Annotated in this window: 18 protein-coding genes; 15 read left to right on the plus strand and 3 right to left on the minus strand. The window is 50.0% G+C overall.

Annotation, left to right across the window (positions count from 1 at the left end):
• Positions 1-23 precede the first annotated feature (23 nt).
• Positions 24-605, minus strand: a complete 582-nt coding sequence (gene yfbR, locus IJ22_RS02390; RefSeq protein ID WP_062406977.1) for a 5'-deoxynucleotidase — start codon at positions 603-605, stop codon at positions 24-26.
• Between the two features lie 281 nt (positions 606-886).
• Between yfbR and IJ22_RS02395 the strand changes: the two genes are divergently transcribed.
• From IJ22_RS02395 to IJ22_RS02410, 4 genes are all read left to right on the plus strand, one after another.
• Positions 887-2425, plus strand: a complete 1539-nt coding sequence (locus tag IJ22_RS02395) for a fumarate hydratase (protein ID WP_062406979.1) — start codon at positions 887-889, stop codon at positions 2423-2425.
• A 306-nt stretch (positions 2426-2731) separates the two neighbouring features.
• Positions 2732-4528 (plus strand): two-component system histidine kinase PnpS, encoded by a 1797-nt coding sequence (gene pnpS, locus IJ22_RS02400; RefSeq protein WP_062406981.1) that lies wholly within the window; start codon positions 2732-2734, stop codon positions 4526-4528.
• Between the two features lie 102 nt (positions 4529-4630).
• Positions 4631-5350, plus strand: coding sequence for a response regulator transcription factor (locus tag IJ22_RS02405; protein WP_054819147.1), 720 nt, complete (start codon positions 4631-4633; stop codon positions 5348-5350).
• A 182-nt stretch (positions 5351-5532) separates the two neighbouring features.
• Complete coding sequence (locus IJ22_RS02410) at positions 5533-6615, plus strand: Gfo/Idh/MocA family protein (RefSeq protein ID WP_062406983.1); 1083 nt, start codon at positions 5533-5535, stop codon at positions 6613-6615.
• A gap of 173 nt (positions 6616-6788) precedes the next feature.
• Here IJ22_RS02410 and IJ22_RS02415 read toward each other — a convergent pair whose 3' ends face one another.
• A complete protein-coding gene (locus tag IJ22_RS02415) occupies positions 6789-8633 on the minus strand; it encodes a methyl-accepting chemotaxis protein (RefSeq protein ID WP_062406985.1) in 1845 nt (614 codons plus the stop codon).
• A gap of 253 nt (positions 8634-8886) precedes the next feature.
• Between IJ22_RS02415 and IJ22_RS02420 the strand changes: the two genes are divergently transcribed.
• The 6 genes from IJ22_RS02420 (at position 8887) to IJ22_RS02445 (ending at position 15237) form a co-directional block, all read left to right on the plus strand.
• Positions 8887-9882: a PstS family phosphate ABC transporter substrate-binding protein gene (locus tag IJ22_RS02420; RefSeq protein WP_062406986.1), complete on the plus strand. Its 996-nt coding sequence runs from the start codon at positions 8887-8889 to the stop codon at positions 9880-9882.
• Between the two features lie 107 nt (positions 9883-9989).
• Positions 9990-10907 carry a phosphate ABC transporter permease subunit PstC gene (pstC, locus tag IJ22_RS02425; protein WP_062406988.1) on the plus strand — a complete coding sequence of 306 codons (918 nt, stop codon included), beginning with the start codon at positions 9990-9992 and terminating at the stop codon, positions 10905-10907.
• Positions 10907-11776 carry a phosphate ABC transporter permease PstA gene (pstA, locus tag IJ22_RS02430; protein WP_062406990.1) on the plus strand — a complete coding sequence of 290 codons (870 nt, stop codon included), beginning with the start codon at positions 10907-10909 and terminating at the stop codon, positions 11774-11776. Before pstC ends, pstA begins: the two co-directional genes overlap by 1 nt.
• A 29-nt stretch (positions 11777-11805) precedes the next feature.
• Positions 11806-12558, plus strand: coding sequence for a phosphate ABC transporter ATP-binding protein PstB (gene pstB, locus IJ22_RS02435; RefSeq protein ID WP_054819150.1), 753 nt, complete (start codon positions 11806-11808; stop codon positions 12556-12558).
• Between the two features lie 28 nt (positions 12559-12586).
• Entirely contained in the window at positions 12587-13246 is a 660-nt protein-coding gene (phoU, locus tag IJ22_RS02440) for a phosphate signaling complex protein PhoU (RefSeq protein ID WP_054819151.1), read from the plus strand.
• A 167-nt stretch (positions 13247-13413) separates the two neighbouring features.
• A complete protein-coding gene (locus tag IJ22_RS02445; protein WP_082660630.1) occupies positions 13414-15237 on the plus strand; it encodes a GGDEF domain-containing protein in 1824 nt (607 codons plus the stop codon).
• Here IJ22_RS02445 and IJ22_RS02450 read toward each other — a convergent pair.
• A complete protein-coding gene (locus IJ22_RS02450; RefSeq protein ID WP_062406994.1) occupies positions 15213-15977 on the minus strand; it encodes an HAD family hydrolase in 765 nt (254 codons plus the stop codon). The genes IJ22_RS02445 and IJ22_RS02450 overlap by 25 nt on opposite strands.
• 198 nt (positions 15978-16175) lie before the next feature.
• Between IJ22_RS02450 and polA the strand changes: the two genes are divergently transcribed.
• The 5 genes from polA (at position 16176) to IJ22_RS02475 (ending at position 21732) form a co-directional block, all read left to right on the plus strand.
• On the plus strand, positions 16176-18875 hold the full coding sequence (gene polA, locus IJ22_RS02455; RefSeq protein ID WP_062406996.1) for a DNA polymerase I: 2700 nt from the start codon (positions 16176-16178) through the stop codon (positions 18873-18875).
• Positions 18876-18896: 21 nt separating this feature from the next.
• Complete coding sequence (gene mutM / locus IJ22_RS02460; RefSeq protein WP_062406998.1) at positions 18897-19757, plus strand: DNA-formamidopyrimidine glycosylase; 861 nt, start codon at positions 18897-18899, stop codon at positions 19755-19757.
• A gap of 97 nt (positions 19758-19854) precedes the next feature.
• Entirely contained in the window at positions 19855-20535 is a 681-nt protein-coding gene (ytaF, locus tag IJ22_RS02465) for a sporulation membrane protein YtaF (RefSeq protein WP_062407000.1), read from the plus strand.
• Between the two features lie 28 nt (positions 20536-20563).
• Positions 20564-21160 carry a dephospho-CoA kinase gene (gene coaE, locus IJ22_RS02470; RefSeq protein WP_062407002.1) on the plus strand — a complete coding sequence of 199 codons (597 nt, stop codon included), beginning with the start codon at positions 20564-20566 and terminating at the stop codon, positions 21158-21160.
• On the plus strand, positions 21157-21732 hold the full coding sequence (locus IJ22_RS02475) for a lytic transglycosylase domain-containing protein (protein ID WP_062407004.1): 576 nt from the start codon (positions 21157-21159) through the stop codon (positions 21730-21732). The genes coaE and IJ22_RS02475 overlap by 4 nt, the downstream gene beginning before the upstream one ends.
• Positions 21733-21814: the final 82 nt, after the last annotated feature.

A 21814-nucleotide genomic window follows, 5' to 3' on the forward strand; every position in this document is an offset into this window, starting at 1 on the left:
ATTCCCCGGCCTTGGGCCTTGCATTACAGTTCATCCAGCGTTTTTTCCAAACTGGGGGCCATGTGCTGCAAAAAATATTGGATTTCCTGCATATTCATAGCGTCCATCGAAGCTTTGATTTGCTTCTTCGCCGTCGCGAACTCCCGGTTGCCTGCAGACAGCTCGGTGACGCATTTCAGATAGGCATCCAGAAGATCTGCGGCTTTGACGTATTTTTTCAACTCCGCGTCGGCTTCCGTCTTCATACCGATAAGCGGGTCATAGACGCTTCGAAGCGGCTCCGGCACCATGTCAAGCAGCCGCTCGGCGGCCAAATGCTCGATCTCGCGGAAGTTGGACAAAATCTTCGGATTGTGATGTTTTACCGGAGTCGGTATATCGCCTGTAAACACCTCGGTGGCATCGTGAAACAGGGCCATGCTGACCACACGGTCCGTCGGCACCTGCCGCTCAAATACCTCGTTTGCGATTGTGCACAAAACATGGGTCAATATCGCAACATGAAACGAGTGCTCGGCAACATTCTCCTTGACGATGTTTCTCATCAGACTCCAGCGTTCGATATACCGAAGCCGGTACATATAGGCAAAAAAGTGGCTGTCCATTCTATCATCATCCTAATAGAGAATAGCTTTCTATACGATTGGTCAAGCAGGCCGTTATGCTTCCGTTCCTGCACCGGAAATATGATCCTGAGAAGCTCTGCTATAGTAGGATTATACACGATTTGTCCGCTGATTGCTCGTCCGGATTCTCAGTACACCGGGGATGCGGCCTGATGAAAACGATATTTTGGTACCGGCGGTAATATGCTATTATTAAGAGAGTTGTGTAGTTTTATAATAGAAAGTTTCTTTTTACGAATCGAAAGGAGTTTTTCTACATCATGCAGCATTTTCAAGAGAGCATTTATAAACTGATCGTCGAAACGTCCACGAACCTTCCGGCCGACGTGCGCCAAGCGATTCAGAACGCCCGGGCCAAAGAAGACGCAGGCACGCGTTCTGCGCTATCCCTCTCCACCATCGCTGACAATATTCATATGGCGGAGTGCAACGTATCTCCGATCTGTCAAGACACGGGAATGCCGACATTCATCGTACATACACCGGTCGGAGCTAACCAGATCGAGATGAAAAAACAAATTATAGCGGCGGTTGCTCAAGCTACCAAGGACAGCAAGCTGCGGACGAACTCGGTCGATTCCTTGACCGGGGCGAACAGCGGCGATAATGTCGGCCCGGGCACTCCGGTTATCCACTTTGAACAGTGGGAAAAGGACGTGATCGAAGTCAAGCTGATCCTTAAAGGCGGCGGCTGTGAAAATAAAAATATCCAATACAGTCTTCCGACTGAATTGGAAGGACTCGGCAAAGCCGGACGTGATTTGGACGGTATCCGCAAATGTATTATGCATGCCGTATATCAAGCGCAGGGGCAGGGCTGCAGCGCAGGCTTTATCGGAGTAGGCATCGGCGGTGACCGTACAACGGGTTACGAACTGGCCAAGCATCAGTTGTTCCGTGCTGTGGACGACGTGAATCCGAATGAAGAGCTCCGCAAGCTTGAGGAATATGTGATGGAAAACGCCAACAAACTCGGCATCGGTACGATGGGCTTCGGCGGTCAAGTCACATTGCTCGGCTGTAAGATCGGAGTCATGAACCGTTTGCCGGCCAGCTTCTTCGTATCGGTGGCCTACAACTGTTGGGCGTTCCGCAGACAGGGCGTGCTGATTGATCAGAGCACCGGCGAGATTACGGATTGGGTTTATCCTAAGGGCGAGGAGCTGCCGATGCAAAAGGACGAGCCGGCAGCCGCGGCGGCAGGCCAGCAGGAGCGCCGCGAAATCGTGCTGCAGACGCCGATTTCCGAAGAGCAAATTCGCCAGCTTCGCGTAGGGGATGTGGTCATCATCAACGGACCTATGCATACGGGACGGGATGCGCTGCACAAATATTTGATGGACCATGATTCTCCAATCGATCTGAACGGCGCTGTCATTTACCATTGCGGACCCGTCATGGCCAAAGATGAGAATGGCGAGTGGGTTGTGAAAGCGGCCGGACCGACTACAAGTATTCGCGAGGAGCCTTATCAAGGAGATATCATCAAAAAATTCGGTATTCGTGCTGTCATCGGTAAAGGCGGAATGGGTCCGAAAACGCTCAAGGCGCTTCAAGAGCACGGTGCCGTATATTTGAATGCAATTGGCGGCGCCGCCCAATATTATGCGCAATGCTTCAAAAAGGTGGAAGGCGTCGATTTCTTGGAGTTCGGTATACCGGAAGCGATGTGGCACCTGCAGACTGAGGGCTTTGCGGCCATCGTCACGATGGATTCCCACGGAAACAGCTTGCACGCTGATGTTGAGATGGATTCGCGCGATAAGCTGGCCCAGTTCAAAGAACCTGTATTCGCATAAAATCGTAAAGAACTTCTATACGGTTATAACCTATAAAGCCATGAGAGCCCCGGTATCTGTTATACTTGGGGCTCTTTATTATGACAGGAGAATGAAATAGGGCTGCGCCTCACTCATTCACAGGTTGGCCCCTTTCTTTACAAAAAAATAACTGGAGTTCCACTTCCGGAACAGGTACGATATAGAGTGATATGTCCTTTGGAAGAAATACACATGAATGAAATTTGCCCCATACAGGAAATTCTTTGTAAATGGGAGTTTTTTCTTGAAGCGTATGGCCTCGGCTGCGGGAGGATGACTTCATTGATGAACAAGTTCCGGACACGGTTAACCCTGATTTTTATTGCCTTGATCGGCTCTTCGGTGCTGATCGCGGGTATTTTTGTAGCTCAAATGATGGAGCGATCCCATATTAATACCCTTACTACTTATATGGAGCGGGAACTTCGCATCTTGCTGGTCACGATGAACTGGAACAGACAGGGTCCGGAATCCGAACAAATTCATTATTATTCGGATATGGCCGCTAAGCTTAAGAAATCGGCCGATGCGCGGGTTACCTTTATCCGTGCGGACGGCAAAGTGCTGGGCGATTCCGATAAAGATCCTTCTCAGATGGAGAATCATTTGAACAGGGAGGAAATTATCGATGCGGAATCGTCGGGAATAGGCTTTGTCACGCGTTACAGCAGCACATTGAACCGAAACATGATTTATGCCGCCGTTCCGGTCAAGGACCAGGGCCAAACGATCGGCTACCTGCGGTTAGCCATGAGTCTTGAAGAAGTGGAGAAATCGATCCGTAACGTTTGGCTTATGCTGATTGGCGGCCTTTTGACGGTGTTTGCCATCGCGGGCTTGCTCAGCTACCGTATCGCTTATGGCATTACCAGACCGATCGAGCTGATGACCAGTGTGGCACAGCAAATTACGGACATGAACTACAAGTATCGCGTACAACTGAACAAAAAAGATGAAATCGGCAAGCTCGGCGATGCGATAAACCATATGGCGGATAGTTTGCAGCTGCAGATGAATCGCATTCTGGAAGATGAAAACCGGCTCAAAAACGTGCTGGAGAATTTGATTAGCGGCGTTGTCATGATCGATGGGGAAGGGAAGATTGTTCTGCTTAACCGGTCAGCTGAAGAATTTCTCGGTTTTTCCTCCAAAGAGCTGTTAGGGAAAAAGTTCGACGAAGCCAAGCAGCAGATCGAATTTACGCAGCTCATACAGGAATGTATCGATACCCGGGAAAATATTCGTGATGAAATGATCTTTTATTTTCCGGAAGAGCGCATACTGGAGATCAACCTGAATCCGATCTTTCAGTCGAATAACCAGTGGGCCGGGATGCTTATTGTTCTGCATGACATTACATCCGTGCGGAGACTGGAGAGAATGCGTTCCGAATTCGTGGCCAATGTATCGCATGAGCTGAAGACGCCGATCGCCTCAGTCAAGGGCTTTGCAGAAACGCTGCTCGCCGGAGCGCTCGATGACAAAGAGACAGCCAGGTCGTTTCTGAAAATCATCTTTGATGAAAGTGAACGGTTAAACCGGCTGATTGGAGATATTCTGGAGCTGTCCAAAATTGAGTCCAAACGGATACCGCTTCAGTTCTCTCCGGTCCATCTCGAATCGTTTGTTGAAAACTGCCTTCATGTGATGAAAACGGAGGCCGAGAAGAAATCGATCGAACTGAAGATGGAGGTGCCGGAAGACGTCTACATGGAAGCGGATGAGGATCGGCTGCGTCAAATTCTGATCAACCTGCTCTCCAACGGCATCAACTACACGCCTGAAGGAGGCAAGGTGAAGGTGAAGGTAGAACAGCTGGCCAGCGGTTCGGAGGCTGGAGAGGTGGACACGGTCCGGTTTACGATTTCGGATACGGGGATTGGCATCCCGAAGAAGGACCTGCCGCGGATATTCGAGCGCTTTTACCGCGTGGACAAGGCCAGGTCGAGAAGCTCAGGCGGCACGGGACTCGGGCTGTCGATCGTGAAGCATTTGGTTGAGCTGCACAAAGGCACGATCCGTGTGGAGAGCGAGGTCTTCGTCGGCACCAAGTTTATCGTTGAGCTGCCGTTAATCCAGTAACACCGGGAGCTTTACAAAATCTTAACAAAAGCTTCTTAACAATTTGTCAACAATTCATGCTATGATTAGTATGAAATATAGAATGGGGTTGGGGGTTTTCCCATGTCACATAAAATATTAGTCATAGAGGATGAGCCTACGTTAGCCAGATTGCTTTCTTACAACTTGACGCAAGAAGGCTATGATACCAAAGTCATCGATCATGGCAGCGACGGTTTGCAGGCCGCCCTGCATCAGCCGTTTGATTTAATTATTCTGGACATCATGCTTCCGGGAATGAATGGCTTTGAAATTTTGTCGAGATTGCGGCAAAAAGGAATTAAAACGCCCGTTATCATTCTGACTGCGCGCAATGCCGAAGAGGAGATTGTTCAAGGGCTTAAATACGGCGCTGACGATTATATTACAAAGCCTTTCGGAGTAGCGGAGCTTCTTGCTCGCGTATCGGCGGTACTTCGCCGCACCTTGTCGGATGATGCATTTGCGGACAAGTCCGGAAATGATGATAAAGTCATTACTGTAGGGGAGCTGAAGATTTATCCGGAGAAATACGAAGTGATCCTCCATGGCGAATCCATTCCGCTTAGACCCAAGGAATTTGAGGTGCTGCTTCATCTTGTGCAGCGTCCCGGTGTTGTAGTTACACGGGATGACCTGATGAATATTGTATGGGGCTTTGATTATATCGGAGGACAGCGGACTGTAGATGTACATGTCAGTTCGCTGAGGAAGAAATTGGAAATGAACCAGCAATCCGTCCAAATCGAATCGATTCGCGGTGTAGGTTACAAGCTTGTTCATGCGGCAGCTAAAAAAGGATAAAACCTGGAATAAAGGAGACTGGCATCGGGCCGGTCTTCTTTTTTTGCCTAAAATGGAAAAGACAAAATCGTATAAAAGTAGCGCCAGATATGAAATATCTTTTTGAGATCAATTTGTCTATACTATACTTCAGAGTTAATCAGAAGAACATTACGATTTGTGGAATCAGGGAGGTTGTTACAATGTCTAAAGTCTATAGAATCGGAATTATCGGTTGTGGCGGAATTGCAACCGGCAAGCATATGCCCGCTTTGAAAAATCAGCCCAATGCGGAAATGGTGGCCTTCTGCGATATTGTGGAAGAAAGAGCGCAAGACGCGGCTAAGAAGTTTGGGACGGAAGACGCCAAAGTATATACGGACTATCGTGAGCTGCTTGCGGATCGTTCCATTGATATCGTACATGTGTGTACGCCTAATGATTCTCATGCGGATATTTCCATCGCGTCCCTGGAGGCCGGCAAGCATGTCATGTGCGAGAAGCCGATGGCCAAAACCGCTGCCGACGCCAGACGCATGGTTGAAGCTGCAAAGCGCACGGGCAAAAAACTGACGATCGGTTATCAGAACCGCTTCCGTCCGGACAGCCAATATCTAAAACGCGTTTGCTCCGACGGTGAACTCGGGGACATTTATTTCGCGAAGGCGCATGCGATCCGCCGCCGCGCCGTTCCGACCTGGGGCGTGTTCTTGGATGAAGAAAAGCAAGGCGGGGGGCCGCTTATCGATATTGGTACTCACGCGCTGGATTTGACGCTGTGGATGATGGACAATTACAAGCCGAAGGTTGTGCTTGGAACGGCATTCCACAAGCTCTCCAAAAAAGAAAACGCAGCGAATGCATGGGGACCGTGGGATCCGAAAAAATTTACGGTAGAGGATTCGGCCTTCGGTATGATTATAATGGAAAATGGAGCAACGATCATGCTGGAATCCAGCTGGGCGATCAATATGCTGCAGACCGGAGAGGCCAAAACGACGCTGTGCGGCACGGAAGGCGGGGCCGATATGCTCGACGGGCTTCGGATTAACGGCGAGAAGCACAGCCGGCTCTACATGAATGAGATCCAATTGGATGCCAAAGGCGTAGATTTCTATGACGGCCAGACGGAAAGCCCGGCCGATTTGGAAGCGCGTTTGTGGCTGGAGGCCATTGAGAAAGATATCGATCCTGTCGTAACGCCAGAGCAGGCGTGCGTCGTATCCGAAATTCTCGAGGCCATTTACGAGTCCTCCAAGACCGGTAAAGCCGTATATTTCAACTAATGTCCAAAAACACCCTGTTCGATTTTTGTATCGAGCAGGGTGTTTTGCGTTGCAACCACGACCATACCATTGAAGAAACGCCGGGAATGGGATGTCCGTTAAGCCAAAATCACCCCAAGGGTGGTCGCGTCTCTCCACAGGCGCGACAGATGGATTTTCAGCCCAACAGACCGTTAGACCGACACTCTGTTTTCTCGTATGCTGTGTTCCTCGGACGCTTCTGGTGCAATGATCATCTCTTCGGGGTTTGGTTTCTCGATTACGCTTTGATCGAGTATCTCCGTCCCGTCGGAAATTTTGAATCGGTTGATTTCATCGAATAACTGCTGAGCGAGTGATAATATATCGTCGGATTGTGAAGCGATCCGGTGAATGGCCGAATCCTGATGCTGCGATGCCGAATTCACTTCCTCGACGCCGGCGGCCGTTTCCTGAGCGATGGCGGCAATGTGCTGCACGGAAGAGGCAAGCTTGCTGTTTTTGTCTTCTGCTGCGGAAACAAGGGTATGTATCTGTTCAATATGGTCTGAAAGCTCATCCATAGATAGTCGGATGTCCATAAACGCGTCCATGCTTTCGTTAATTTTGCCGGTCTGGTTCTCGAAAGAAAGCTTCATCTCGTTTAACGAAGCTTCCATCTCGCTTATTTGCGCCTGCAGCGTTTGCACGATCCGGGTGATTGTTTTGGAGGATTCGTTGGTTTGAGCCGAAAGCTGCCGCACTTCATCCGCGATCACGGAAAACCCTTTGCCGTGCACACCCGCTCTGGCCGCTTCAATGGCCGCATTCAGCGCCAGTACATTGGTTTGGGCGGATATTTCGGTAATGCTTCCGACGATTTTACCGATTCGGGCGGAGCTGCGGGATAAGGTTTCCATCGTCAGATAAACCTGATGCAGTACTTTTTCGGATTGCTCTGCGGCTGATTTCAACCCTTCCATCACTTGGGATCCCGTATGGGTATTGGATGAGGCTTCTTTACTCTTGCGCTGCATCATCACGGTATATTCGGTTATTTGACGTATTTCCCTGGTGGTTTCGGTAATAATATAGGCACTGTTTTCCGAGAAACGGGCTTGTTCTTCGCTTCCTGACGATATTTCCTGAATAGCCCGGACGATGTCCTTGTTAGCGGCCGCGGTTTCTCTGGAGAACTCGTGAAAGGAACGCGAATGTCTGGATAGGGATGAAGCAACGGTTTGAGTATTCGACAGCATTTCTTTGATTCGGTCAATCATCTCATCGAAGCTTTGACTGAGCCTGCCAAGCTCGTCGGAGGAGGAACTGTTAATTTTATGGCGGAGATCCCCTTCGGCAACCTGCATTACAGCATGCTGCAAACGCTGAATCGGCTTCATAAATGATCGGATGAGCAAAAATGCGGTTATGCTGCTGATGATCGTAACGAGCAAGGTTGTGATAACGGCAAACCGGGCAGAATCATTCAATTGACGATGGGTACTGCTCACAGCCGTCAAGGCGTATTGATTGTAAGCTTCATTGAAGAGATCAACATGTTCAAATATGTAATCTTTAAACAGCTCTGATTCATTATGCGCGGATTTCAACTGTTGGTCCATCTCTTGAGACTGGAGCGATGAGTTCATCACAATCTGCTGCGCCTTATCGAAAGTGCCTGCAAATTCTTTGGAGGTGTTCGTCAGCTTGGCGCTCCAATTGCGTTCATCCGCGTTGGATGCGGTAAGAGCCATCCTTTCCACCGACCGCAAAAATTCCTCTTTTTCCTTATTGTATGTATCAATCAGCTCGGTTTTTTTGGTCAACACATAAGCCGCATAGATGGAAGCCAGCGAATTAGCCTGCTGCTTTAACTGCAGAGCCAACTTTTGTTTATCCGTCTGCTCGTTCTGATATTGGAGATGCTGCTTGATGCTGTCTACTTGCCATAGATTAAAGACCGAAACTCCGGCAAAGAGAAGCGTAATAAAAGAAAATGTCATAATCAGCTTTGTTTTCATAGGTAACCGCACATCTCTGATGCTTTTTAGTCTCTTCATAGTACCCTCCATATATCGGTTGTCTTGTGTATATACTACGAATGTACTATGGAATAATTAAATCCAGGTTCGTACAATGTAAATCTTTTGTAAAACCTGGCGAAAAAACGCTGATTTCAAAGGATGGTATCACCGTCCATTTCATAGATTTCGATATTTTTTACATTCCGTTAACAAATCTTTGAACTGACGAAAACAAAAGGGGCGTAACATGGTCATTGTGAACGACAAACAAAAATTATGAGGAGTGGTCATGTTGTTTAAAGGTTTTGCACGTAAAGGTACACTCGCATTATCTTCTATCGTTTTGGCATTATCTCTGGCCGCATGCGGAACACAAACGGAAAGCCAGCCGAACCAAGGCGCGGCGCCATCTGACGGTAAAACAGCTCCTGCTCCGGAAGGCCTGAAAGGCGAAATCAAAATCGACGGCTCTTCCACAGTGTTCCCTATCTCTCAAGCCGTAGCTGAAGAATTTATGAAAAAGCATAAAGACGTAAAAATTACGGTAGGTGAATCCGGATCCAGCAACGGAGTCAAGAAGCTGCTTGCCGGGGAAATTCATATCGCGGACATGTCCAAAAAATTCAAGCCTGAAGAATTGGAAGAATTGAAGGCAAAACAAAACACGGAAGCTGTTGAAATGCCGATTGCTCTTGACGGTGTCACGGTTGTGGTTAATAAGAAAAATACCTTTGCCAAAGAAATGACAGTGGAAGAATTGAAGAAAATCTGGTCCAAAGACAGCCAGGTAAAAAAATGGAGCGATGTTCGTCCTGAGTGGCCGGATAAAGAAATCAAGCTGTATGGTCCCGGTACGGCATCCGGTACGTTTGAGTTCTTCACGGAAGCGATCAATGGTAAAGCGAAAGAGTCCCGTTCGGATTATACGCCTTCCGAAGACGACAATGTATTGGTTAAAGGCGTACAAGGCGACGAATTTGCAATGGGTTATTTCGGTTTCTCTTACTACAAAGCGAATGAAGCTACTTTGAATGCTGTAGCTATTAAGAAAGACGCTAACTCTCCTGCGGTAGCACCTACCAAGGAGACCATCGAAAATATGACTTATGCTCCATTGTCCCGTTATCTTTATGTGTACCCGACGAAGAAAGCCATCGCCGAGCCTCACATTAAAGAATTCCTGAAATACTATAACAGCGAAGAAGGCGCTAAAATGGTTGAAGCAGTTGATTACATCAGGCTTCCTCAAGATGTTATCAATAAAAACCTGGAAGCACTGAAGTAAACCATCAAGCAGAATGATTTTGGTTTAAAAACCGCGGCACCTAAGCGATCATATGCGCAGGAAGCCGCGGGTTTGCCAAAATCATTGCTTTACACGGGGGTTAAGCTATGGAAATGAAAACACCGAGAGTGAATTACAAAAAGAAAAAAAGTATGATTTCGTCGGACGTGCTAATACCCAAAATATTAGCTTTTTTTGCTGTTATCTCCATTCTTACAACAGTAGGTATCGTCTTGATTCTCGTATTCGAGTCGCTCGGTTTCTTTAGAGAAGTCCCATTTTGGCAGTTTATTACCGGGACGGAATGGACGCCCCTTTTCTCCGATCCGAAATTTGGAGTACTGCCGCTTGTGACAGGAACCCTGCTTGTCACCTTGATTGCAAGCATCGTGGCGATTCCGATCGGACTGGGGAGCGCGATTTATTTAAGCGAGTATGCGCCGTCGAAAGTACGGAATATCGTAAAGCCGATTCTGGAAATATTGGCCGGTATTCCTACGATCGTTTACGGTTTTTTCGCATTAAATTTTGTAACTCCGGTATTACAATTCATTATCCCGCAAACGGAAATCTTTAATGCGCTCAGCGCGGGCATTGTCGTGGGGATCATGATCATTCCCATCATTTGCTCCCTCAGTGAGGATGCTATGATGGCCGTTCCTAATTCGCTCCGCAACGGCGCTTACGCGCTGGGGTCTACAAAGTTGGAGGTTGCTCTTAAAATCGTAGTGCCTGCTGCCTTGTCGGGGATTATCGCTTCCTTCGTGCTCGGCCTGTCCCGTGCCGTAGGGGAAACGATGATTGTCACCCTGGCCGCGGGAAATTTGGCCCAAATGGCTTATAATCCTTTGCAAAGCATTCAAACCCTTACTGCTTATATCGTTTCTGTCAGCTCGGGAGATACAAGTTACGGTTCTGTAGAATACATGACCATTTATGCCGTAGGGATTACCTTATTTGTTATGACACTAGCGATGAATATTCTGGCGAGAACGATTTCCAAAAGGTTCAGGGAGGAATACTGATGGCAACGAAAGAAAGCATGCAGCATGTCGCTCAAAGGAACAGAAAAAATAAGTTCTTTCATCAGTTGTTTTTTGTCTCCACCTGCTTTGGGATTTTAGCGCTCGCTTTATTGTTAATACAAGTGATTGTTCAAGGGGCGGGGTGGCTGGATTGGCAGTTTTTGACGAGTTATGCATCCCGAATCCCGGAAAATGCCGGGATCAAGGCCGCCTTGGTCGGCACATTCTGGTTGATGATGATCACCGCGCCGTTGACATTCATTATCGGTGTCGCGACCGCAATTTATTTGGAGGAGTACGCCAAGGATACGCGCTTCAGCCGTCTGGTTCAAACGAATATCGCTAACCTGGCGGGCGTCCCTTCGATCGTTTACGGATTGCTTGGATTAACCGTGTTCGTTCGGATGCTCCAGCTGGAGCGCAGCTTATTGTCCGGGGCGCTGACGATGACGCTGCTGGTGCTGCCCATTATCATCGTCGCATCCCAGGAAGCGATCAGAACGGTACCTCAATCGCTTCGCAATGCCTCGTTCGCTATGGGGGCCAACCGTTGGCAGACGATTGTACGGGTTGTATTGCCCTCCGCACTTCCGGGGATATTGACCGGATCCATTCTTTCGATGTCCAGGGCGATTGGAGAAACGGCGCCCCTCATCGTCGTCGGAGCCGTTGCTTACATCGCTTTTTTGCCTAAATCGCCTTTTGACAGCTTTACGGTAATGCCGATTCAAATTTACAACTGGGCAAGCCAACCGCAAGCGGAGTTTCAAAATGTGGCTGCGGCCGGCATTATTGTCCTGCTGATCATGCTGCTTAGCATGAATGCATTCGCCATTTATTTACGCAATAAATATCAGAAGAAGTTGTAAACCAACGGGCCACAGGAGGAAAGCATGATATGTCCATTGTAAGCATCAATAAATTGAATCTGTATTACTCCGAGTTCCATGCTCTGAAGAATGTCGATATGGAAATACAAGAAAATTCCATCACCGCCTTTATCGGCCCGTCCGGCTGCGGGAAATCCACCCTGCTCCGTACATTAAATCGCATGAATGATATGATCAAAGGCATACGTATAGAAGGAAACGTAATTATCGACGGCCAGAACATCTATGATCCGGACGTCAACGTAGAGCTGCTGCGCAAAAATATAGGCATGGTGTTTCAGCAGCCTAATCCTTTTCCCAAATCGATCTACGAAAATATTGCTTACGGTCCTCGCATTCACGGCATCAAGGACAAGGAGCAGCTCGACCACATCGTCGAAAGCAGCTTGAAGGCGGCCGCGTTATGGACCGAGGTCAACGGTAATCTGAAAAAGTCCGCCTACGGCTTGTCGGGGGGACAGCAGCAGCGTCTATGCATCGCCCGGGCGCTGGCGGTAAATCCCAGGATTCTGCTCATGGACGAACCGACGTCCGCGCTGGATCCGATCTCTACTTTGAAAATTGAGGAGCTGATCCGCGAGCTGCGCGATAAATATACGATTGTTATCGTGACTCATAACATGCAGCAAGCGGCGAGAATCTCGGATTATACGTCCTTTTTCCTGAATGGTGAAGTCATCGAATCCGACCAGACGGAAAAAATCTTCACGACGCCGACGGACCAAAGAACAGAAGATTATATTACCGGCCGTTTCGGTTAATCGATCATTCTATAAAGGAGCTGCTTTTATGGATACAAGATCCAATTTTCACCAGGCAGTAGAAGAGTTGCAAGAGGATTTGCTCAAAATGGGCGGGCTGGTTGAAAACCACATCTCCCTGGCGGTAGAGGCTCTGGGAGCAAGGGATGAACAGCTGGGAAGAAGAATCATCGAGCAGGACGACCGGATCGACGAACTGATGCTTCGGATCGAGGAAAATTGCCTGCGTCTGATTGCGCTGCAGCAGCCGATGGCGAGCGACCTGCGGATTATCGGTATGGCGCTCAAAATTTCGACGGACCTTGAACGAATTGGAGATCATGCGGTAGATATCGCGAAAATTGCGATCCGCATGTCGGGAGATGCGCTTGTGAAGCCGCTTGAAATCATCCCCAATATGGCACTGCTGGCGAAGGATATGCTTCATGAAAGCCTGCTGGCTTACACTGAGCGGGACATTCACCGTGCCGCCGCACTAGCGGAAAAGGATGATCAAGTCGATAAGCTCTACAGCTCCGTAGTTGATGAAATCATAGGGATGATGAATAACGACCCCGGCCGCAACCGCCAGCTGTCTCAGTTGATGATGGCTGCTCTCTACCTGGAGCGTGTAGCGGATCATACGACGAACATCGGAGAAGGCGTTATCTATATGGTGACTGGGAAACGTAAAGACTTGAATATTTAGCGAAATACAGCCGGATTTCCGCGGATGCGGAATCCGGTTATTTTTGTTCAATGGCGTCGTGGCCGCGCATCCATCTGTACTAAATTTTAACATTCCGATAGCCCGAATTTAACATGGGGTTGAAATTCCTATGCTATCTTAGGAATAAAGAAACCGGATAAGTAGGGATGCCCATGCCAATCGACGCCATGCCCGGATTTGATAATGAAAATCGGGAAAACCTGCGTACAGAGCTGCTGCATATTATACGGAACCAAACCATCAAGTCCGTTTATCAGCCTATCGTTTCGTTAAGCGAGGGAATCGTCATGGGATATGAGGCGCTGACCCGGGGACCGGAGCACTCTTCGCTCCATTCGCCGATTTCCTTATTTGCTGCAGCCAAAGCGGAGGGCTTGTTATATCCTTTGGATAGGCTGGCGAGAGCCAAGGCGATTGAGGGAGCTTTCACAAAGACGAAAGAGCAGCTCCTGTTTCTCAATGTATCGGCAGAAATTTTGAATGATCCGGATTTTGTGCCCGGAAGAACACTGGAACTTTTAGAAAAGCGGGGGCTATCTCCCGGCCAAGTGGTTTTTGAGATTACAGAACGGAGCTCCATTGAAGATTTTGAATCGGCCAAACAAATTCTCGGCCACTACCGGCAGCAGGGCTACCGTATTGCGATTGACGATGCCGGAGCAGGCTATTCTTCGCTTCAAGCGATCGCAGAGCTGCAGCCTGATTTTATTAAAATGGATCGATCTCTCGTACATAACCTTCACTTTAATAAAACGAAAGAGTACATTCTTGAGACGATGCTCACTTTTGCGCAGAAGCTGGGCATTTACTTGATTGCTGAAGGAATAGAAACGCGCGAGGAACTGATGAAGCTTACCCGCATGGGGGTACATTACGGGCAGGGCTACCTGCTGGGGCATCCCGGGCCGGAGGAGGCTGTTTTGCCCCCGGAGCTGACTGATCATATTATGATGCATCGTAAAATTGTCGAGGCAAGCAGTGTCTGGACCATCGGAGACATTTGTGTGCCGTGTCAAACTTTTGATTACAGGGATCCCATTTCGATCGTTGCGAATTATTTTAAGAACCATACGGATGCGGCGGGTGCCGTGATCGTTAACGGGCAAACGCCGGTCGGCTTGATCATGCGCGACAGGCTGTTTCAACAGTTGGCGGGTCAATACGGCTATTCTTTGTTTTGGAACCGGCCGATCGATCAGCTGATGGACGCTCAACCGCTCATCGTAGATGAGCAAGCCCCGGTAGAACAAGTATCCCAATATACGACCTCTCGCGATCTCCAGACTTTTTATGATTTGGTCATCATTACATCCGGGGGCCGGGTAAAGGGGACGGCCTCCATACGTTCCATTCTGGAATGCATCACTACCGCAAAGATGGAAAGGGCGAAAGTGGCTAACCCGCTCACCGGTCTGCCCGGGAATATGCAAATTCACCGGGAGATCAACAAGCGGCTTCTCGACCACAAGAAGTTCTCCGTCATTTACGGGGATATTGATTATTTTAAATGGTTTAACGACCGGTACGGATTTCACCGAGGGGACCAGCTTATCCAGTTTACTGCCGATTGCATTCAACAGGTGATTGGCCTGCTCGGCCATCCTTATGATTTTGTAGGTCATATCGGGGGCGATGATTTTATCGCCATCACCGGGAGCGAGGACCCTGAAAAGCTTTGCGAAGAGATGCTTCGGCGTTTTGATCTGGGGGTCAAAGCATTCTATGACTATGATGACTGGACTTATGTCGAGGACCGGCATGGCAGACGCCTGGAGAGCGAAGGGGTTACTCTGTCGCTATCTCTTGTGATCTGCCATACGGGTGCGGGTGTAAGCCTGGAGCAAATTTCCCGTACGGCAGCCATGGTGAAGAAGCGTTCGAAGGCACACCGCGGCAGCGTTGTTGTTTGCGATTGCGTCGGTATGCCGTTCACAAAGAACCGTGCTCAGGAAAATAATTCGGACAATTGATCCAACCGCTTGATCAAATACACTTTACGCTTCCCCAGCCGCTGCTGGGTTATTTCTTTGGCATCGGGACCTGCTGCGGAGCCGGATGTGCTCAGCCATACGGCGTCCAGACCCGCTTTCACCGCGCCGCACACATCGTGTCTCCAGGAATTGCCTACCATCACGGCTTGTTTGGGGGAGAACTGCATCGTCTTTAGAGCTTTTTTGAATAGATAAGGAGCCGGTTTCTTGTCGGCCGGCTTTAGCGCAGTAAACACATGCTCGGGAGGAAAGAACGTACCGATATCGAACCGTTTCAGCATCAGCAGCACCTCGGAACGCGGGCTATTGCTGATAATGGCAAGCCGGTAGTTTCGAGACAGACGCTCGAGCACCTCCCGAGTATGCGGAGGCATGGTTTTGGCTTCAACCTGAAGCCGCCTGATTTCCTGAATGAACCCGCGCTTCATAGCACCGGATACTGGTATGTCCATCGCTTCCATGGCTTCTTGCAAGCACTGCTGCTGAAGCTCGTCAAGCTGCTGGAAGGTAATCCTGGACTTTTTTCGTTGCTGCCACCTGGTGATGTACTGGGTCCATACTTGCTCTGCACTTGGTTTTTCATCCCGGGACCATCTGCCGGTGAAATTTTCCCATACACGCCGAAACCCATCCTCGAAGCTTAAATTTTGCTGCACCAGCGTTTGGTTTACATCGAAAAAAATAACGCGTTTGCCAATAAGTCGTACCGTTTCGTTCATAGACGGTTCCTCCGATCTCCCTTTCACGCTTTGAACGTGCCATTCGTGCAGACGGGTAGGGATCAAAGTTAGTACATTTTATGCGGCAAGGAAGGAACACACACCCTTTTTTCGGGAAGGAAGGTAAGGTTTTTTTCTATGGCCGTCCTATGCTATCATGTAAGAAGCAGATAGTTTCACGAAAATGGGGTGTAGTCTTTGTCCAAATTGATTTTGATCGATGGCAACAGCATTGCGTATCGCGCATTTTTTGCGCTGCCGCTGCTCAGCAATTCCAAGGGATTGCATACGAATGCGGTCTACGGCTTTACGACGATGCTGTTGAAGCTGATAGAAGAACAAAAACCGACGCATTTTCTCGTGGCATTCGATGCCGGGAAAACGACGTTTCGACATAAAGACTACGCAGAATACAAAGGAGGAAGGGAAAAGACGCCTCCTGAGCTTTCCGAACAGTTCCCTGTGCTGAAGGAACTGCTGGAATCGTTTGGCATTCGCCAATTTCAAATGGACGGCTATGAAGCCGACGATATCATCGGCACACTGACGCGTACCGCAGACGAGCAGGACGGTATGGAAGTCCTGGTAGTGACCGGGGACAAAGACATGCTGCAGCTTGCTTCCGACAAAGTGAAGATCGCGCTGACGCGCAAAGGGATCAGCGAGGTGGAGCTGTACGATCCTGCCCATATCGAAGAAAAATACGGGCTGAAGCCTGCTCAAATCATTGATCTTAAAGGTCTCATGGGCGATGCCAGCGATAATATTCCCGGCATTCCGGGTGTGGGCGAGAAGACGGCTCTGAAGCTGCTGCACGAATACGGCTCGGTCGAGAAGGTGCTTGAGAACGCGGCGGGCATCAAGGGGAAGCTGGGCGAGAAGGTCGCCGCTCACGCGGAGGATGCGCGGATGAGCAAGGAGCTGGCGACGATTTTCCGCGAGGTTCCGGTGGAGATTCCTTGGGACGATCTGGCATACGGCGGGTATGACGGACAAGTTTTGGGCGACATGTTCCGCAAGCTGGAATTTAAATCGCTGCTGGAGCGGTTGAATCTGCCCGGCGGAGGAAACCAAGCCGCTTCTGCGGACGCTGAAGCCGAGGCCAAGGCCGAGGCCAGGATTCAGTCGGTTCAGGTGACGCCGGACAGGCTGGGAGAGCTGGTCGAAGCGCTGCCCGGCGTTCGGGCGCTGCATGTCGAGGTCATAGGGGATAATCCGCATACGGGGGAAGTGCTCGGCTTGTCCTTTTATACCGAGTCGGACTCCGGGACGGATCCGATCGGCTATTATTTGCCGTTTGAGCTCCTTAAACAGGAGGCTGAAGAGGCTGAGCGTGTGCGCGCATGGCTGGCAGACGAGAAAAAGTCCGTCGCCGTCTACGATCTGCACCGCGCGCTGGTGGCTCTCTTTTGGCAGGGGCTGGAGCTGCGGGGGGTCAGCTTTGATGTGCTGCTTGCCGGTTATTTGCTCGATCCGACGGAATCTGCGCTGACTTTACACGGACTCACCGCCCGGTATGGCTTGACTGCCATCCCCGCCGATGAGGACGTTTTCGGCAAAGGCGCCAAATTCAAGCTTCCGGAGGCGGATGTTCTGTTAAGCTTGATGAGCCGTAAGGCATTGGCGGTAATGGAGCTGGCCAGGGCATTGCAAGCCGAGCTGGAGGCCAGCGGGATGAATGAGCTGTTTCACGAGCTGGAGCTTCCTTTGGCGCTGGTGCTTGCCTCGATGGAACGCAAAGGGATTAAAGTGGATGTGGAGGAGCTCCAAGCTTACGGTGCCGAGCTGGGCAAACAGCTTGAGAAGATCATGCAGTCCATTTATGACGAGGCGGGGATGGAGTTTAACATTAATTCTCCAAAACAGCTTGGAGAAATCTTATTTGAGAAGCTTCAGCTGCCGGTGATCAAGAAAACGAAAACGGGCTATTCCACCGACGCTGAAGTGCTCGAAAAGCTCGAGCCTTATCATCCGTTGGTCGGACATATACTCCATTACCGGACGCTGTCCAAGCTCCAGTCCACCTATGTGGAGGGCTTGCTGAAAGAGGTGCGTCCGGACACCGGGAAAGTGCACACTTATTATAAACAGACGATTGCGGCGACAGGCCGTCTAAGCAGTCAATATCCGAATCTGCAAAATATTCCGATCCGCCTGGAGGAAGGGCGTAAAATCCGCAAGGTGTTCAAGCCCTCGGAGCCCGGCTGGCGTATTCTGACCGCCGACTATTCGCAGATCGAGCTGCGTGTGCTCGCCCATATTTCCCAGGACGAGAAGCTGATCGAAGCGTTCCGGCAGAACATGGACATTCATACGAAAACAGCGATGGATGTATTCGGCGTACCGGAGGATAGTGTCGATTCGAACATGCGCCGTCAGGCGAAGGCCGTGAACTTCGGCATCGTTTACGGCATCAGCGATTACGGTTTGTCACAAAATTTGAATATCACCCGCAAGGATGCGGCGAAGTTTATCGAGCAATATTTTGCCGTCTTCCAGGGGGTTCGCCGATATATGGACGATATTGTCAAGAAAGCCCGCGAGGATGGTTTCGTTACGACCCTTCTTCACCGCCGCCGGTATTTGCCGGAAATCAAGGCCTCCAATTTCAATCTCCGTTCGTTTGCCGAGCGGACCGCGATGAATACGCCGATCCAGGGCACCGCGGCGGATATCATTAAGCTGGCTATGGTGCAGCTGGACAAGCGGATGAAAGAAGAGGGAGTACGGAGCAGACTGCTGCTTCAGGTGCATGACGAATTGGTGCTCGAGGTGCCTGAGGATGAGCTGGAGGTCATGAAAAAGACGGTTGCCGAAGTGATGGAAAACGCAATTGAGCTCGACGTGCCGCTGAAGGTGGATGTAGATGACGGGGCTAACTGGTACGAGGCGAAGTAATCTGCAAGGAGGGAAGACAGCATGCCGGAGCTGCCAGAGGTAGAAACGGTCCGAAGGACGCTGAATCAACTGGTGATCGGCAAGACGGTGGAACGGGTTTCGGTTAAGCTGCCGCGAATCATTCAGTATCCGGAGGACATTGAGAGATTTCAACTGCTGCTCAGCGGGGAAACCATTCAGTCCGTCGAACGCAGAGGCAAGTTTTTGCGGTTTATGTTCGACCATTATACGCTGGTCTCGCATCTTCGCATGGAAGGCAGGTACGGTGTGTATCGCAGCGGGGAGCCAGAGGAACGGCATACCCATGTCGTGTTTTATTTTACAGACGGTACCGAGCTGAGATATAAGGATGTGCGCCAGTTCGGGACAATGCATCTTTACCCGAAGGATCAGGATTTGCAGGAAGCCCCGCTGAAGAAGCTGGGGCTGGAGCCTTTGGACGAAGCATTTACATTCGAGGCTTTCCGGGACCGGATCGGGTCGCGTCCGACCAAAATCAAGCCGCTGCTGTTGAATCAGGAATATATTGTAGGGATCGGGAATATCTATGTAGACGAATCGTTGTTTCTGGCTGGCATTCATCCCGAAAGGGAGGCCAGAAGCTTAAGCCGGCATGAGCTGGCCAAGCTGTATGAGGCGGTTGTGAGGACCTTGAAGGAGGCAGTGGCTGCAGGCGGCTCTACCATCAAGTCCTATGTGAACGGCCAGGGCGAAATCGGTATGTTTCAGCATCAGTTCAAAATGTACGGCCGAAAAGACGAACCTTGTTTCCATTGCGGGCATAAAATCGAAAAAATGGTTATAGGGGGACGAGGGACCCATTATTGCCCCAAGTGCCAGCCTCTAAAACGCAGGAGAAGCAAAGGGGCTTTAAAACGCTAAAGTACGCGGACCATGGGAAGAATGCCTGACATGCACCCTCCGCCCAGACCTTCCATATAGTAAGAAGTAAAGTCGATCTGGTTAGGGAGGGAAGGGCATGCTGCCTGTCGTCTCATTGATGCTTCTGGCGTTTGCCGTTAGTCTGGACGGTTTCGGAGTCGGCGTGATGTACGGGCTTCGTAAAATCCGCATTCCGCCTATGTCCATTGCTATTATTTCATTTTGTTCCGGCTTTATTATTTACATGTCCATGCAGGTCGGCGTGCTGATGAGTCAATTGATTGACCCGGCGGTCGCCAGATACGTCGGAGCTTTTATTCTGATGGGCATTGGCGTATGGGCGATATATCAGATGTTTTCAGATAAAAAGGAGGAAGAGGGAAAAACGGAGGCGGCAAAAACGCCCGGGGAAATGGAGTCCGGGTCTGCAGGGGCCAAAGCCATATGGTATATCGAACTGAAAAGGCTGGGGCTCGTCATTCAAATCCTGCGCACCCCGTCCATTGCCGATGTGGACCGGTCAGGGATCATTTCGGCTTACGAAGCCGTACTGCTGGGCGCCGCATTGTCGCTGGATGCGTTCGGCGCGGGCATCGGGGCGGCACTGCTCGGATTCACGCCGTGGCTTACCGCTGCCGTTATTGCACTGGCCAGCGGGACGTTTCTCGGGCTTGGCCTGCAGATCGGCTTCCGGTATGCTGAGCTGAAATGGATTCGCAAGCTTTCCGTTTTACCCGGATTTCTTCTGATCTTCATGGGCATTATGAAATTGTTGTGATCATTATTTTGATTTAGGGGGAAACCCATTGAACATCGGATTAACCGGGGGCATTGCCTGCGGCAAAAGCACTGTCGCTTCCATGCTTGTCCGCCGCGGCGCGCTGTTGATCGATGCGGACCGCATTGCCAGGGAAGTGGTAGAGCCAGGCACCCCCGCCCTTACTCAAGTTATCGAAAGATTCGGAGCCGATCTGCTGCTGGAGGACGGTTCCCTGGACCGGAAAAAACTCGGGGAGCGCGTCTTCGGGAATACGGCTGCGCTCAAGGATCTCGAAGCTTTGCTTCATCCGCCGATTCGGGCGGCTATGCGCGAGCGGATGGAGGCATACGAGACACAGCATCCGGACAAGCTGGTCGTCGTAGATGTGCCGCTTTTGTACGAATCCCATCTGCAGGCGATGTACAGCGAGGTGATGGTCGTCTATGTGCCACGGCACGTCCAAATGGAACGTCTGATGAAGCGGGACGGGTTAACCGAGGAACAGGCGAACAAACGGCTGGATGCGCAAATGCCGATCGAGAAGAAAAAAGAACTGGCCGATATCGTTATCGATAATTCGGGCACGATAGAAGAAACAGAACAGCAGATTGAACAATTTTGGTCGGAGAGGGGACTGTCATGAGCTTTTTGCGCAAAAAGCGAGTCTTCGCCCTGCTTCTGTTGACTTTTTTGCTATTTTTGTTTCTGGGCACGAGTGTATTGGGACGTATGTTGTATCCGATCCATTATGAAGAGGAAATTCGCCAAAGCGCAGAGAAGTATCAGCTTGACCCTTTGCTCATCGCTGCCGTTATCCGGGTAGAAACCAACTATAAGCCTGACGCGACTTCCAGTAAAGGTGCGCACGGTCTTATGCAATTGATGCCGGATACATCGGAATGGATTATAGAGAAGGCTCCTTTTCCGGGTGAATTCAAAAACCGCTTGGATGATCCGGCCGTCAGCATTGAACTCGGTTCATGGTATTTGAACTGGATGTTTAAGCAGTTTAACGGCAATACGTTTGCCGTCCTTGCCGGCTACAACGCAGGACACGGTATAGTGAGCCGTTGGCTGCTGGAGGGAAGATGGGATGGAACGCTCGACAATACGGATCAGATTCCTTATGGCGAGACCAAGCGTTATGTGCAGCGTGTCACGTATTATTATGACAAGTATTACAAAACCTATGCGGAGGATTGGGGAATCCGTTAATATTTTGGCTTATAGCAATAAAGAAGCGCCGGACAAGCTCTCCTTATGGGGAGTTTGTCCGGACTGCTTCTTCTCGTATGCT

Source organism: Paenibacillus naphthalenovorans (genome assembly GCF_001465255.1).
Classification (GTDB): domain Bacteria; phylum Bacillota; class Bacilli; order Paenibacillales; family NBRC-103111; genus Paenibacillus_G; species Paenibacillus_G naphthalenovorans.